Genomic DNA, 13856 nt, shown 5'->3' on the forward strand with positions numbered 1-13856 from the left:
CGGGGCTTCGGTGCTCTTGCGGGCAAGTCTAGTTGGTGCTAATGACACCGCTGTAGTTTCGTCCCCAGTCCGGCCTCAGAGGTCGGTGACTGGGACCATCTCATCGCCCCCGTCCCAGCGCACCTGCATGCTGGCCATGGGCACGACCGACATCCTCATGGTGAGGTAGAACCGGACACCCTCGTGGGGGTGCACCGTCGCGTCCACAGGGAGTTTGTGCAGCATGTTCGCCGCGTTGTAGCCCTCGGGGGCGGACGCGCTCACGCCCGTCGCAATGCCATCTCCGGCGTTGACCAACTCGTACACGACGCGGTTCGAAGATCGGTCCACCTGCCTGATCCTCCACCGGATGGAATTGCGTGCCTGAGCGGACGCGGCCTCGACCTGGGCGGGCGTGGAGGTGGTATCGGCCATAGTCTCCACCGCCCTGGTCATACGGTCCATGCTGTTCGCCATGGCCTGCGAGCGGGCCGCGGACTCCTCCCGCGCTGCACGCTCCTTGTAGATGTCCACCCGTCCCCAGATGAACGCGATCAGAGCGACAACCGCCACCCAGACCGGCTCCAGCGGCTATCCAGTCCGGCACGAGTTCAGTTCTTCGGAGGCAGGGGAAGGGCGTACGGGGTGGGGTGCACGTCCCAAGAAACGAGCACCTCGACCGGCCTTCCGGTCTGCCACGTGGCCAGCACGAGGAACTTCTTCGAGGCTCCGGGACCGAACGTCTCTTCGGATGGAAGGTCGCGCGTCAGGCCCTCTGGGTGATCCACCGTCACGGTCACGAGGTCGACCGTCTGGCCGCTGACGTTACGCATCAAGTAGGACTGTCCGGGGCCGGATGTGATCTCGAACGGGACGTTCACGCCTTGGCCTCCTCATTCACCTTGGCAGTCGATTGAGAGGGCTGAGCCTCGACCTCGACAGCGACGTTCTCATTCGGGAAGTGGTAGTCGACGGTGGCGAGGTACTCCCGGAAGCCGAGCATGGCAAGCAGTTGGGCGAACGTGTCCATGTTCTGCCCCTTCAACAGAGCGTTGACGATCTCCTCGCTCTTCTCGCGGCGGTCGATGAACTTGCTCAGCACGGAGGCCACGACGGTGTTGTCCGCGTTGAAGTCGGCGTCGCTGTTGGCCTTGGCCTTGGCCACGAGGTCTGGGTCTCTCTTGGCGTCCCTCAGGATGCCCTCGATCTCGGGCACCGCGTCGTCAGGGCTCAGGCCACCATCGACTACTTCCTCCGCGAGGAGGGCGACCCCGAGCGCATCAGCGGGACGACCTACGCAGAGCGCATCGCGCAACGAGACCGCTACGCGCTGAAGCCCAAGGAGCGAGCGGACGCCGAAGGCCACACCCGACTCGCCTGTCCCGCTGTTGGGGCCTCCGCCACCGCTTCTTGCCCGCGTCGCGAGCCCCACCCACGTTCGCTCGACCGCCCCAAGGCCCGGTCCTGCCGCTGATGCTCCTCAACCCTGCTCCCAAGGTCTGCGAGCAGAAGACGATGACCTTCCCACCCTCGGTCGGGGCGAAATACGAGCAGACCTACGCCTACCGCTCACCAGACTGGCAGGAGCACTACACGACGGGCCGTCAGAGCGTCGAGTCGGTGAACAAGTCGGTCAAGGACGGTCGCTTCATTCCAGTGGACGATCCCGAACTGCGTCCCCGGCGTGGCTTCATCGCCCAACTCTTCAGCCTCGCAGTGATGATCGCAGCCACGAACGTGCGCAAGATCATTGCCTGGCTCAGATCAGGTGGGCGTGACCACCATCGCGTCCGCCCCCATCAAGCGCGTGCGCCGTCGAGAGGCCACTCGTGGCTGGACGACCATCGAGCCCAACGCCCCGCCTGTGGAAGCCGACGCCTGAGCCACGCGCACGACCTCACCCCAGATGGACCGCACGGCTTCAGCCTGCCCGAACGTCGGCGCAGGACACTTGCAGGGGCTCCAATGAGCCTTCGTCGGCCCGGCCACCCGGGCGTAGAGCCGATCTCAGACCCTCATGGACAACGACAAGGGCCGGACCGCTCGATCTTGAGCAGTCCGGCCCTTCTCTAGGCGTTCCGTACAAACGTGAAACACGTTTCCACGCAAACGACCCTCTGTGTCCGAGGGGGGACTTGAACCCCCATGCCCTAATACGGGCACTAGCACCTCAAGCTAGCGCGTCTGCCAATTCCGCCACCCGGACGAGTGGTGCATCCGGTGGTGTGGGGGCCACCGGGGCAACGACGTGAAACTTTACACGCGGATGACGCGAGTGCGAAATCCGCCGTGTGGCGGGCGTCGCGGCCTCGCCGGTGGTCTCACTCCACGGTCGGCAGAGCGCCAGTGCTCGGCGTCTGCGAGGCCTCCTCGGGAGCGCCGACATAGAGGCAGAAGGGGTGTCCGGCGGGGTCGATGAGCACGCGGACCTCTTCCTGTGGCTGGTGCTCGGACAGGCGTCCGCCCAGACGCAGCGCCGCCGCGACAGCGGCCTCGAGGTCGCTGACCTCGATGTCCAGGTGCATCTGCATCTGCTGGTCGCCCTCCAGCGCGGGCCAAGCCGGCGACCTGTGCTCGGTCTCGAGCTGGAAGCCGAGGTACACGTGCGCACGCTCCGGCGCGATCGTCGCCCAGTCCTCGTCGTCGCTGTGGATGCGCCAGCCGAGGACCTCGGCGTAGAAGCGGGCCAGTCCCCTCGGGTCGGGCGTGCCGAGCACGGTGCCGAGGTAGTCGTGGGGCGGTCGTCGTCCTGGGAGCATGATCTCCACCTAACGCGAAAGCGCACTGATAATCCAGCCCGCTAGTGTCGATGGCATGGACCTCACGCGACCGACCGCACCGTCCCCCTACCGACCTCCTCCCCACCACGACGCCCTTCGAGGTGACGAGCGAGAGCTTCACCGACGGTGGCGCCCTCGCCCACGCCCAGGTCTTCGACGACTGGGGTTTCACCGGCGGCAACCTCAGCCCGCAGCTGCGTTGGTCGGGCGCCCCGGAGGGCACCAAGAGCTACGCGATCTCCTGCTTCGACCCTGACGCGCCGACCCCGGCCGGCTTCTGGCACTGGACCGTCGTCGGCCTCCCGGCCGACACCACCTCGCTGCCCGAGGGCGCGGGGGTCGAGGGCGGAGCACAGCTGCCCGAGGGTGCCTTCATGACCGCGACCGACTACGGGACCAAGGCCTTCGGCGGCGCGGCTCCGCCGCAGGGCGACATCGCCCACCGCTACGTCTTCGCCGTCCACGCGCTCGACACCGACGACCTGGGCATCGACGACTCCGTCTCGTGCACCGTGGCGGCCTTCAACTACCTCCAGCACACGATCGGGCGCGCCGTCATCACCGGCATGTACCGCAGCTGACGCTGCCGCACCCCACGCTGCGCGGCGGGTCGGCCCTACTGATCGGGCAGGCCCGCCGCGAGTTCGTCGAGGAAGTCGTCGACGTCAGACAGGGCATAGCCCTCACGCCAGCGGGTCCGGGTGAAGGACGGTCGGGCGCCGGTGCTCATCGCACCCTCAGCTCCCAGGCGGCGACGGCTCCCGCCGCGGCGACGTTGAGGGAGTCCACTCCCCCGGCCATGGGGATGGTCACGGTCACGTCCACGTGCTCGAACGTACGTCGCGCCAGACCGTCGCCCTCGGTCCCGAGGACCAGCGCAAGACGCTCCGGCGGGTCGGCGGCGAGCTCGTCCAGGCCCACCGCGTCGTCGGCGAGGGCCAGCGCGGCCACGGTCCAGCCTGCCTCCCTCAGGTCGGCGATCGCGGCCGGCCACGGGTCGATCCGGGTCCACGGCACCTGGAAGACCGTCCCCATCGATACACGGATAGCCCTGCGGTACAACGGGTCCGCGCACCGAGGCGTGACGAGCACCGCGTCCGTCCCGAGTGCCGCGGCCGACCGGAAGATCGCCCCGACGTTGGTGTGGTCGACGACGTCCTCGATGATCAGCACCCGCCGTGCCCCGCCCAGTACCTCCGTCAGGGAGGGCAGCTGCGGTCGGTGCATCGACGCCAGCGCCCCGCGGTGGAGGTTGTAGCCGGTGATCCCCTCGATGACCTCGGCCGACCCGGTGTAGACGGGTACCCCGCTCGCCTCGGCGTCCGCGACGACGTCGGCGAGGTCGGTGAGCCACCGCTCCCCCATGAGCAGGGCCCGCGGCCGGTGGCCGGCAGCGAGTGCCCGCCGGATGACCTTTTCGCTCTCGGCGAGGTAGAGCCCACCGGCGGGCTCGAGCACCTTGCGCAGCTTGACGTCGGTCAGCCCGACGAAGTCGCGCAGGCGTTCGTCGGTCGGGTCGGTGATGAGGATCGGCACAGGCCGAGGCTAGAGCAGAGCGCGAGCGATGACCCCGATGCTCGCGATGACGCAGAAGACGAGCACCCCCCGCCGCACGGACTCCGGCCGGATCCGTCGTCGCACCGGCCCCGCCAGCAGGTGCCCCACGAGGACGAAGGGAGCCCACACCAGCCCCGCGAGCAGGTCCTCGCGGTCGACCTGCCCACCGATCGCCAGACCGGTCATCCCGATGACCGTGCCGGCGAGGAAGAAGGCCGCGAGGGTGCCGCGCAGCAACTCGGGCCGCTCGTGGCGCAGCACGAGCGCGAAGAAGGGCCCACCGATCGAGGCCGCTGTCCCTGAGACGCCCGTGATCGCCCCGGCGAGGGCTGAGTTGCGCCGGTCCAGCCCGATGTCGACGGCCCACACCGACGCGGCGACCGTCACGAGGATGAGCACGCCGACGGTCAGGGCGATGGCATCGGCCGAGGCGACGGCGACGAGCGCCACTCCGAGCGGTGTCGCGAGGATGCGGGCGCCGAGCGCCCAGCGCAGGTGTCGCCACGCGATCTCCCGAGCGCCACCGAGCAGCTGGAGGAGTGGCAGGAAGAACACGCACACGATGAGCGAGGCCGGCATGAGGTCGGGCCGGAGCATGACGACGAAGGGAGCCGCGACCACCGCGATCCCGAAGCCGATCGTCGACTGCACCATCGACCCGCACATGACGACGAGGCCGAGGGAGAGCAGGACCGGGTCGAGCCAGCCCGTCACGGGAAGAACACGAACTTCACGAGGCCCGCGAGGCCCACGACGACGATGACGGCGCGCAGGACATTGGCCGGCAGCCGTCGGCCGTACCTCGCGCCGAGCACACCCCCGGTGATCGCGCCGACGGCGACGAGGAGGGCGATCCGCCAGTCGATGAGCTCGGGTGCGGTGACGATGAAGACGAGCGAACCGACCGCGTTGACGAAGAGGCCGAGGACGTTCTTCAGCCCGTTGAGCGCCTGCAGCGGCTCGGTCGACAGGGCGGACAGCAGGCCGATGAGGATGACCCCCTGAGCGGCACCGAAGTAGCCGCCGTACACGCCCGCGACGAGGACACCGGCCATGAGCGCCACCAGGTGGCTCGTCGGCATCCGGCCGCCGTCCTCGTGGCGGGCCTTGCTCCACGCCTGCAGCCGAGGGCCGAAGATCACGAGCAGGATGCCGATGCCGATGAGTACCGGGACGATCGCCTCGAAGGCCTCCGGCGGCAGCCACAGCAGGAGCAGCGCGCCGGTGATCGCCCCGAGAACCGACATCGGGACCAGCTGCAGGACCCGACGTCCCATCCCCTTCAGCTCCGGCAGGTACCCGATGGTCCCGCTCACCCCACCGGCGACGAGGCCGATCGAGTTGGAGACGTTGGCCGTGACAGCCGGGGTGCCGATGGCCAGGAGCACCGGGAAGGTCACGAGCGTCCCCGAGCCCACGAGGGTGTTGATCGCCCCCGCCCACACCCCGGCGAGGACCACTGCACCCATCTCCACCCACGACACCCGGCCCACCCTAGTGACGGTGGACCGGGTGTCCGGTCATCGGGGTGCTCGCGGGTCAGGGCTGCTGAGGCGCCTCGCCGGACGCATCGCCGGCCGGCGGCTCGCCGGGCTCGTCAGCGGAAGGGGCCTCGGGCGACTGCCGCGGCGCCGACTGCTCGGGCAGGCGGACACCGGGTCCCATCGCCGGCTGCACCCGGGACGCGGGCGTCGCGTGCTCGGTGGCCTCGCGGCTGGCCTGACCGGCCTGCCCGCGCGCCTCGGCGAGGGCATCGCCCGGGTCCTCGAGCGAGGTCTGGTCGAAGACGTTGGCGTCCTCCGGGCCGGGGTCGACCCAGTCCTCGGCGTCCAGGCCCCCCTTCGGGCCGTCGCCGTCGCCACCACCGAGCGCCCCACCGATGCCGCGCAGGGCATCGGTGAGCTCGCTCGGGATGATCCACATCTTGTTGGAATCACCGGTGGCGAGCTGGGGCAGCACCTGCAGGTACTGGTAGGCGAGCAGCTTTTGCGTCGGCTTGCCACGGTGGATCGCGTCGAAGACCTGCTTGATGGCCCGCGACTGGCCCTGGGCCTCGAGGACCGCGGCCTGGGCCGAGCCCTCGGCCCGCAGGATCGCCGACTGCTTCTCACCCTCGGCCGTGAGGATCTGGGACTGCTTGACGCCCTCGGCGTTGAGGATCGCGGCGCGACGGTCGCGCTCGGCCTTCATCTGCTTTTCCATCGACTCCTGGATCGACATGGGCGGGTCGATCGCCTTGAGCTCGACCCGGTTGACCCGGATGCCCCAGCGCCCGGTGGCCTCGTCGAGCGCGCCGCGGAGCTGGCCGTTGATCTGGTCGCGGCTGGTCAGGGTCTGCTCGAGGTCCAGCGAGCCGATGACGTTGCGCAGCGTGGTGACCGTCAGCTGCTCGATGCCCTGGATGAAGTTGGCGATCTCGTAGACGGCTCGCTTGGAGTCGATGACCGTGTAGTAGATGACCGTGTCGATGTTGACGACGAGGTTGTCCGAGGTGATGACCGGCTGCGGCGGGAAGCTCACGACCTGCTCGCGCAGGTCGATGCTCGCGCGCACCTTGTCGACGAAGGGCACGAGGATGTGGATGCCACCCTCGAGGGTGCGCGAGTAGCGGCCCAGCCGCTCGATGATGAGCGAGGTCTGCTGCGGCACGATGCGCACCGTCTTGAAGAGGATGACGAGCGCGAAGATCAGCAGCGCCGCCACGAAGATCAGGATGGTGGGTCCCATGGGCGTTCCTTTCGACGGGCGGAGCCGTCAGTCTCGGCGGGTGACGATGGCGGTCGCACCGTCGATGGACACGACGCTGACCTCGGCGCCCGGCTCGCAGGCGGCCTCGCCGTCAGGGACGCGGGCGCTCCACGTCTCCCCGGCCAGGCGCACCCGACCGTCGGTCTCGGTGACCGTCTCGAGGACCCGCGCGGTCTGCCCGCTCAGGGCCCCCGACCCGATGTCGGCGGATGCCGCCGGATTGGTGAACTGTCGCTTGACGATGGGGCGCACGACCCCGATGAGAAGCAGCGCGACGGCCACCGCGAGCACGATCTGGACGACGACCGGCGCACCCAGTGCGGCCGCAGCGGCCCCGACGAGCGCTCCTCCGAAGAGCATGACGAAGACGAAGTCGACGGTCGCCGCCTCGATCGCGATGAGGACCAGCGCCAGGCCCAACCAGACCAGCCAGAGGTTGTCTCCCAACCACTCCACGGTCATTCCCCCTTCGTCTCGTGTCCGACCATCATGCCCGGGCGCGGGCCGACCAACGCTCTCCGTGCTGCTCCAGCACCAGATCGAGACCAAAGGTCTGCGACAGGTTGGCCTCGGTCAGGGTGATCTCGATCGGCCCCTGGGCGACGACGCGGCCCTCGCGCAGCAGGAGCACGTCGGTGAAGTGCGGCGGGATCTCCTCGACGTGGTGGGTCACCATGACCAGGGCCGGGGCCTCGAGGTCACCGGCGATGGCGCCGAGACGCTGGACCAGGTCCTCGCGCCCACCGAGGTCGAGACCCGCGGCCGGCTCGTCGAGGAGCATGAGCTCGGGGTCGGTCATGAGGGCCCGGGCGATCTGGACCCGCTTGCGCTCTCCCTCCGAGAGCGTGCCGTACGTCCGATCGGCCAGGTGCGCCGCGCCGAGGGCCTCGAGCAGCTCGCCCGCGCGCGCGTGGTCGAGGTCGTCGTAGCGCTCACGCCACCGACCGACGACTCCCCACGAGGCGGTGACGACGACGTCGGCGACCCGCTCCCCCTTCGGGATCCGCTCGGCGAGCGATGCAGAGGCCAGGCCGATGCGCGGACGCAGGTCGAAGACGTCGACCGCACCGAGGACCTCACCGAGCACACCGACCACCCCGCTCGTCGGGTGCATGCGGGCCGCGGCGAGCTGGAGCAGCGTCGTCTTGCCGGCACCGTTGGGGCCCAGGACGACCCAGCGCTGCCCCTCCTCGACCTCCCAGTCGACATCCGCGACGAGAGTCGACCCGCCACGCACGACGGTGGCACCGGCCAGGGCGAGGACATCACTCATGGCTCGACCCTACCCAGCAGCAACTAGCATCGTGCAGATGCCCGAGCTGCCCGCCTCCGTCCGTGTCGCCCTGTGGGTCACGCATGCCTGGTCCGGCGGCACGACCCTCACCGACGCCGTCGAGCGTGCCCTCCCCGACGTCGACCACACCGAGGGACTCGTCGAGCAGGTCCGCATCTGGCGCGACCTCGGCGAAGCCGCCCTCCTCGTCGCCCTCCCGGCTCCCGGTGACCTCGGCAGCCTGCCCCGCTGCGGTCCGATCGCCGCCGACGCAGCAGCAGAGGCCGGCGAAGCCCTCTACGTGGCCGGCCTCGGCGGCCTGCTCGTCCCGAGCATCTCGACCTTCGGCTCGGCGGGCGCGCAGGGACTGCGCATCGACTGGATGACCCACGACGCCGACCCCGTACCGCCCCACCGCATCGAGGCCCTCGAGCCCTCCCAGCTCGAGCGGCACCTGCGGCGACAGCTGCTCGCCTCGATCGACGAGCTCGACGACATCCGCGGCACGCCGTGGGCGGACGACCTTGCCCGTGACCTCGTCGACGAGCGTCTCGGCACCGACTGGGCGCTGCCGCCCGACCTCCCGGAGCGGGCTCGCAAGGTCATCGGGCTGGCCGGGACGATCGCCGTGGCGGCCGAGGTCGGGCTCACCGCCTCCGGCGCCGTCACCGCCGCCCACGACGACACCCGCAGCCGCGCGTTGCGCCGATTGGCCAGGGTCTGCGAGCACAGCCTCGCCGACGCGACCAATGCGGCCTGCGCCCAGCTCGCCGGGTGGGTCCCGGTGCGCTGATGCGCACTCTGCGGACCCGCCGGCTGCGGCTGGACCCGATCGGCCCCGAGAACCTGCCCTTCCTCGCGGACCTCGACGGCGACGCCGCGGTGCTGCGACACCTGCAGCCGCGTGCGCGGACCCGCGAAGAGGCTCTGGCCCACTGGAGCCCACGGGTCCCCGGCCCCATGTGGGTCGGGGACCTGGGCGAGCGCCCCGTCGGGTGGTGGGCGCTGTGGCCGGACGAAGGGGGCGAGACCGCCGAGCTCGGGTACCGCCTGGCCCGTCGGTGGTGGCGTCAGGGGCTCGCTGTCGAGGGCGCTCGGGCCGTCCTGGACGATGGCTTTGCCGACACTCGGCTCCAGGTGGTCCGGGCGGAGACGATGGTCGTCAACGCCGGCTCGCGAGGGGTCATGCGCCGCCTCGGCATGCGGGAGGTGCGCATCGAGGTCCGTGAGTGGGAGGAGCCGCTGCTCGGCGCCGATCTCGGCGAGGTGATCACCGAGATCACGCGTGCGCAGCGGCTTGCGGCGGATCAGCCCGAGGCCAGCACACCCTCGTAGACGGCCATCGTCCGGTCGCCGATGCTCGTCCACGAAAAGTGCTCGACGGCCCGCTCGCGACCGGCGAGCCCCCGCTGCCGGGCCTGCTCCGGATCCGCCACGGCCTCGGTGAGCGCGGCGGCGAGGTCGGCCTCGAAGGCCGCCGCGTCGACCGGCGCACCGGTCCCGTCGTCGACCTGGTCGATGGGCACGAGCCAGCCGGTGACGCCGTCGTCGACCACCTCGGGGATGCCCCCGGTCGCCGTCGCGACGACCGGCAGCTCGCAGGCCATCGCCTCGAGGTTGACGATGCCGAGCGGCTCGTAGACCGACGGGCAGGCGAAGACGGTCGCAGCCGACAGGACCGCGATGACCTCCGCCCGGGGCAGCATCTCCTGGATCCACACGACACCCTGGCGGGTGCGGCGCAGGTCGTCGACGAGGGCCTCGACCTCGGCGAGGATCTCCGGGGTGTCGGGCGCTCCGGCGCACAGCACGACCTGCACCTCGGGCGGCAGGTCCCGCACGGCGCGGAGCAGGTGTGGCAGCCCCTTTTGCCGGGTGATCCGCCCGACGAAGACGACGGACGGTGCGTCCGGGTCGATCCCGTGGCGGCGCACGACGTCGGGGTCGGGCGTCGCCCGCCACAGGTCGGCGTCGATGCCGTTGTGCACCACGTGGACCCGGTCTGGGTCGATGGTGGGATAGCTGCGCAGGATGTCCGCGCGCATCCCGTGGCTCACCGCGATGACCCCGGCGGCCGCCTCGTAGGCGGTGCGCTCCACCCACGAGGAGAGCGCGTAGCCACCGCCGAGCTGCTCGGCCTTCCACGGTCGCAGCGGCTCGAGGCTGTGCGCCGACACGACGTGCGGCACGCCGTGCAGCAGGGCCGCGGTGTGCCCGGCGAAGTTGGCGTACCAGGTGTGGCTGTGCACGAGGTCGGCCCCGACGCAGTCGGCGGCCATCGCCAGGTCGACGCCCATCGTCACGAGGGCCGGGTTGGCCCCCGCCAGACCGGCGGGATCGGGATAACCGGTGGTCCCCCCTTCGTCCCGGGGGTCGCCGAAGCACCGGACCCGCACGTCGGTGTCACCGCGGGCCCGCAACGCCCGGGTCAGCTCCGCGACGTGCACCCCCGCCCCGCCGTAGACCGCCGGTGGGTATTCCTTGCTGAGGACTGCCAGACGCGCACGACCACAGACTAGGGCGAAGGGAGGACGCCGCACCCGTCCACGGACTAGGTTGGGCACCATGGTCCGCAGAGGTCAGCCCAAGGTCCTGGCGATCGTCCTCGCCGGAGGTGAGGGCAAGCGGCTCATGCCGCTCACCACCGACCGCGCGAAGCCCGCAGTCCCCTTCGGCGGGATCTACCGACTCGTCGACTTCGCCCTGAGCAATGTCGTCAACTCCGGCTACGCCAAGGTCATCGTCCTCACCCAGTACAAGTCGCACAGCCTCGACCGCCACGTGAGCCAGGCCTGGCGGCTGGCCTCACCCCTCGGCCACTACGTCGCCCCCATCCCCGCCCAGCAGCGGCGGGGCAAGAGCTGGTACACCGGCAGCGCCGACGCGATCTACCAGTCGCTCAACGCGATCACCGACGAGCGGCCGGACCTCGTCGTGGTCGTCGGTGCGGACCACGTCTACCGCATGGACTTCTCCGACATGGTGGAGCAGCACCTCGACACCGGGGCTGAGTGCACGGTGGCCGCGATCCGCCAGCCGATCGGCACAGCGGACCAGTTCGGGGTCATGGAGGTCGGCGCCGACGGTCGGCGGATCACCGCCTTCCGCGAGAAGCCCACGGACCCCGTCGGCCTGCCCGACGCACCGCACGAGGTCTACGCGTCGATGGGCAACTACGCCTTCACGGCGGACGCCCTCATGGACGCCGTCAAGCGCGACGCCGAGGCCGACAGCCGGCACGACATGGGCGGCGACATCGTGCCCGACTTCGTCGCGCGCGGCAGCGCCCACGCCTACGACTTCGCCGACAACACGGTGCCGGGCTCGACCGACCGCGACCGGGGGTACTGGCGCGACGTCGGCACGATCGACAGCTACTTCGACGCCCACCTCGACCTGACGTCGATCCACCCGGTCTTCAACCTCTACAACTACAGCTGGCCGATCAACACCCACCACGGCCCGTACCCACCGGCGAAGTTCGTCCACGCCGACGACGAGCGGGCCGGCGGCGCGACGAACTCGATCGTCTCCCCCGGCGTCGTCGTCTCGGGCGGCCACGTCGACAACTCCGTCCTCTCCCCCGGGGTCTTCGTGCACAGCTACTCGCACGTGCGCGACAGCGTGCTGCTCGACGGCGTCGACGTCGGGCGGCACGCCGACCTGCACCGCGTCATCGTCGACAAGGGTGTCCGGCTACCCGAGGGCATCCGGCTCGGTCACGACCGCGAAGAGGACCTCGCCCGCGGCCTGCTCGTCACCGAGTCCGGCATCACCGTGGTCGGCAAGGGCCACGTCTTCGACGCGAAATAGACTGCGGCGCATGACCTCCAGCTCCGGGCCAGCCCTCACTCCCGTCGACCTGCCCGGCGAAGGACCGCTCGTCCTCGTCATGGACGTCGACAGCACCCTGATCCTCGACGAGGTCATCGAGCTCATCGCCGAGCACGCCGGCACCCGCGACGAGGTGGCCGCTGTGACGGAGGCGGCCATGCGTGGCGAGCTGGACTTCGCGGGGAGCCTGCACGCACGCGTCGCCACCCTCGAGGGCCTCTCGGTCGAGGTGCTCGACCGGGTCCGTGCCGCCGTGCGGCTCACCCCCGGTGCCCGCACCCTCGTGAGCAGCCTCGTCGAGGCGGGTCACGTCGTGGGTCTGGTGAGCGGCGGCTTCACCGAGATCGTCGACGACCTCGCCCGCGAACTCGGCATCCCGACCGCCCGCGCCAACCACCTCGAGATCGTCGACGGACGGCTCACCGGCAAGGTCCTCGGCGAGGTCGTCGACCGCGCGGCCAAGGCCGACTTCATCACCCGGCTCGCTGCCGCCTCCGGGGTGGACATGGACCGCACCGTGGCCGTCGGCGACGGCGCCAACGACCTCGACATGATGGCGGCCGCACAGGTCGGCATCGCCTTCTGCGCCAAGCCCACCGTGCGCGAGCAGGCCGACGTCGCGATCGACGAGCCCGACCTGCGCCAGGTCCTCGACCTGCTCGGCGTCACCCCGGTCCCCCAGCCCGACGACGAGGGCGGCCACCCCCTCGCCTGACCGCGCGGCGGACGGCAGTTCGCGCTGCGGAGTGCGAAGGGAGATGTCGGCACACATCAAGCCGACGTCGAGAACGATCAGGCGCCCACACGCCGACGAAGGACGTCGGCGGGTGCCGACGTCTCCCTTCGCCCGACGTCCGACCCCTTCGAGACGGCCGCGGACGGCCTCCTCAGGGAACGTGAGTCGACCGGCCGCGGACGAAGGGAGGTCAGACCCCCATCGCGTGCACGCCGCCGTCGACGTGCAGGATCTCGCCGGTCGTCGCAGGGAACCAGTCGGAGAGCAGCATCGTGCAGGCCTTGGCGGTCGGCACCGGGTCGCCCACGTCCCAGCCCACGGGGGCGCGGTCGTCCCACGTCTCCTCGAACTGCTCGAAGCCGGGGATCGACTTCGCCGCCGTCGTGCGGATCGGGCCGGCGGCGACGAGGTTGCAGCGGACCCCCTTCGGGCCGAGGTCGCGGGCGAGGTACCGGTTGGTCGACTCGAAGGCGGCCTTGGCCACGCCCATCCAGTCGTAGACCGGCCAGGCGTAGCTCGCGTCGAAGGTCAGACCGACGATCGAGCCGCCCTGGGTCATGCGGGGCAGCGCCGCGACGGCCAGCGCCTTGAGCGAGTAGGCCGAGACGTGCACGGCGGTGCCGACGTCCTCCCACGTCGCGTCGAGGAAGGTGAAGGCGCCCTCGGGCGCGAAGCCGATCGAGTGCAGCACGCCGTCGAGTCGTTCGGCGTGCTCGCCGATGCGGTCGGCGAGGGCCGCGAGGTCCTCCTCGCTCGTCACGTCGAGCTCGATGACCGGTGCCTCCTGCGGCAGGCGCTTGGCGATGGTGCGGGTGATCTTCATCGTCCGACCGAAGCTGGTGAGGATGACCTGGGCACCCTGCTCCTGCGCGATCTTGGCGACGTGGAAGGCGATCGACGACTCCATGAGGACGCCGGTGATGAGGAAGGTCTTGCCGGTGAGCATCTG

The 13856-nt window shown here is 70.4% G+C and carries 19 protein-coding genes and 1 tRNA gene; 6 read left to right on the plus strand and 14 right to left on the minus strand.

Annotation, left to right across the window (positions count from 1 at the left end):
• Window positions 1-75 precede the first annotated feature (75 nt).
• The 3 genes from B277_RS09220 to B277_RS17480 form a co-directional block, all read right to left on the minus strand.
• A complete protein-coding gene (locus B277_RS09220; protein WP_051987984.1) occupies window positions 76-513 on the minus strand; it encodes a hypothetical protein in 438 nt (145 codons plus the stop codon).
• Window positions 514-590: 77 nt separating this feature from the next.
• A complete protein-coding gene (locus B277_RS09225) occupies window positions 591-860 on the minus strand; it encodes a hypothetical protein (RefSeq protein ID WP_007927521.1) in 270 nt (89 codons plus the stop codon).
• Window positions 857-1345, minus strand: a complete 489-nt coding sequence (locus tag B277_RS17480; RefSeq protein ID WP_128277071.1) for a hypothetical protein — start codon at window positions 1343-1345, stop codon at window positions 857-859. Before B277_RS17480 ends, B277_RS09225 begins: the two co-directional genes overlap by 4 nt.
• Window positions 1346-1452: 107 nt before the next feature.
• Here B277_RS17480 and B277_RS17485 point away from each other — a divergent pair, with 107 nt between their 5' ends.
• On the plus strand, window positions 1453-2052 hold the full coding sequence (locus B277_RS17485; protein ID WP_007927524.1) for a hypothetical protein: 600 nt from the start codon (window positions 1453-1455) through the stop codon (window positions 2050-2052).
• A gap of 47 nt (window positions 2053-2099) precedes the next feature.
• Here B277_RS17485 and B277_RS09235 read toward each other — a convergent pair.
• Both B277_RS09235 and B277_RS09240 read right to left on the minus strand, forming a co-directional pair.
• Window positions 2100-2185: transfer RNA gene (locus B277_RS09235), tRNA-Leu, on the minus strand.
• Window positions 2186-2300: 115 nt separating this feature from the next.
• Entirely contained in the window at window positions 2301-2738 is a 438-nt protein-coding gene (locus tag B277_RS09240; protein ID WP_007927526.1) for a VOC family protein, read from the minus strand.
• Window positions 2739-2860: 122 nt separating this feature from the next.
• Between B277_RS09240 and B277_RS09245 the strand changes: the two genes are divergently transcribed.
• Window positions 2861-3340 carry a YbhB/YbcL family Raf kinase inhibitor-like protein gene (locus tag B277_RS09245; protein WP_040881268.1) on the plus strand — a complete coding sequence of 160 codons (480 nt, stop codon included), beginning with the start codon at window positions 2861-2863 and terminating at the stop codon, window positions 3338-3340.
• Window positions 3341-3375: 35 nt separating this feature from the next.
• Here B277_RS09245 and B277_RS17490 read toward each other — a convergent pair whose 3' ends face one another.
• From B277_RS17490 to B277_RS09275, 7 genes are read right to left on the minus strand one after another with little or no spacing between them, the layout of a single operon-like run.
• Window positions 3376-3489 carry a DivIVA domain-containing protein gene (locus B277_RS17490; protein WP_128277069.1) on the minus strand — a complete coding sequence of 38 codons (114 nt, stop codon included), beginning with the start codon at window positions 3487-3489 and terminating at the stop codon, window positions 3376-3378.
• Window positions 3486-4295 carry a TrmH family RNA methyltransferase gene (locus tag B277_RS09250; RefSeq protein ID WP_007927530.1) on the minus strand — a complete coding sequence of 270 codons (810 nt, stop codon included), beginning with the start codon at window positions 4293-4295 and terminating at the stop codon, window positions 3486-3488. The genes B277_RS17490 and B277_RS09250 overlap by 4 nt, the downstream gene beginning before the upstream one ends.
• A 9-nt stretch (window positions 4296-4304) precedes the next feature.
• Window positions 4305-5030 (minus strand): sulfite exporter TauE/SafE family protein, encoded by a 726-nt coding sequence (locus tag B277_RS09255; protein WP_007927534.1) that lies wholly within the window; start codon window positions 5028-5030, stop codon window positions 4305-4307.
• Window positions 5027-5800, minus strand: coding sequence for a sulfite exporter TauE/SafE family protein (locus tag B277_RS09260; RefSeq protein WP_040881279.1), 774 nt, complete (start codon window positions 5798-5800; stop codon window positions 5027-5029). Before B277_RS09260 ends, B277_RS09255 begins: the two co-directional genes overlap by 4 nt.
• A 55-nt stretch (window positions 5801-5855) precedes the next feature.
• Window positions 5856-7043: an SPFH domain-containing protein gene (locus B277_RS09265; protein ID WP_007927536.1), complete on the minus strand. Its 1188-nt coding sequence runs from the start codon at window positions 7041-7043 to the stop codon at window positions 5856-5858.
• Between the two features lie 27 nt (window positions 7044-7070).
• Complete coding sequence (locus tag B277_RS09270; RefSeq protein WP_128277158.1) at window positions 7071-7520, minus strand: NfeD family protein; 450 nt, start codon at window positions 7518-7520, stop codon at window positions 7071-7073.
• Between the two features lie 31 nt (window positions 7521-7551).
• Window positions 7552-8337 (minus strand): ABC transporter ATP-binding protein, encoded by a 786-nt coding sequence (locus B277_RS09275; protein WP_007927538.1) that lies wholly within the window; start codon window positions 8335-8337, stop codon window positions 7552-7554.
• A gap of 37 nt (window positions 8338-8374) precedes the next feature.
• Here B277_RS09275 and B277_RS09280 point away from each other — a divergent pair, with 37 nt between their 5' ends.
• Both B277_RS09280 and B277_RS09285 read left to right on the plus strand, forming a co-directional pair.
• Complete coding sequence (locus tag B277_RS09280; protein WP_007927539.1) at window positions 8375-9130, plus strand: hypothetical protein; 756 nt, start codon at window positions 8375-8377, stop codon at window positions 9128-9130.
• Window positions 9130-9672, plus strand: coding sequence for a GNAT family N-acetyltransferase (locus B277_RS09285; protein ID WP_040881281.1), 543 nt, complete (start codon window positions 9130-9132; stop codon window positions 9670-9672). Before B277_RS09280 ends, B277_RS09285 begins: the two co-directional genes overlap by 1 nt.
• On the opposite strand, the gene glgA is transcribed toward B277_RS09285, so the two are convergent.
• Window positions 9645-10835 (minus strand): glycogen synthase, encoded by a 1191-nt coding sequence (glgA, locus tag B277_RS09290; RefSeq protein ID WP_040881282.1) that lies wholly within the window; start codon window positions 10833-10835, stop codon window positions 9645-9647. The genes B277_RS09285 and glgA overlap by 28 nt on opposite strands.
• 67 nt (window positions 10836-10902) lie before the next feature.
• Here glgA and glgC point away from each other — a divergent pair, with 67 nt between their 5' ends.
• On the plus strand, window positions 10903-12150 hold the full coding sequence (gene glgC / locus B277_RS09295) for a glucose-1-phosphate adenylyltransferase (protein ID WP_007927542.1): 1248 nt from the start codon (window positions 10903-10905) through the stop codon (window positions 12148-12150).
• Window positions 12151-12160: 10 nt separating this feature from the next.
• The gene (serB, locus tag B277_RS09300; protein ID WP_007927543.1) at window positions 12161-12886 is read left to right on the plus strand and encodes a phosphoserine phosphatase SerB; all 726 of its coding nucleotides are present in this window, start codon (window positions 12161-12163) and stop codon (window positions 12884-12886) included.
• 211 nt (window positions 12887-13097) lie between these two features.
• Here the strand turns inward: serB and fabI are convergent, their stop codons facing one another.
• Complete coding sequence (gene fabI / locus B277_RS09305; RefSeq protein WP_007927544.1) at window positions 13098-13853, minus strand: enoyl-ACP reductase FabI; 756 nt, start codon at window positions 13851-13853, stop codon at window positions 13098-13100.
• Window positions 13854-13856: the final 3 nt, after the last annotated feature.

Origin of the sequence: Janibacter hoylei PVAS-1 (assembly GCF_000297495.1) — a bacterium.
GTDB lineage: Bacteria > Actinomycetota > Actinomycetes > Actinomycetales > Dermatophilaceae > Janibacter > Janibacter hoylei.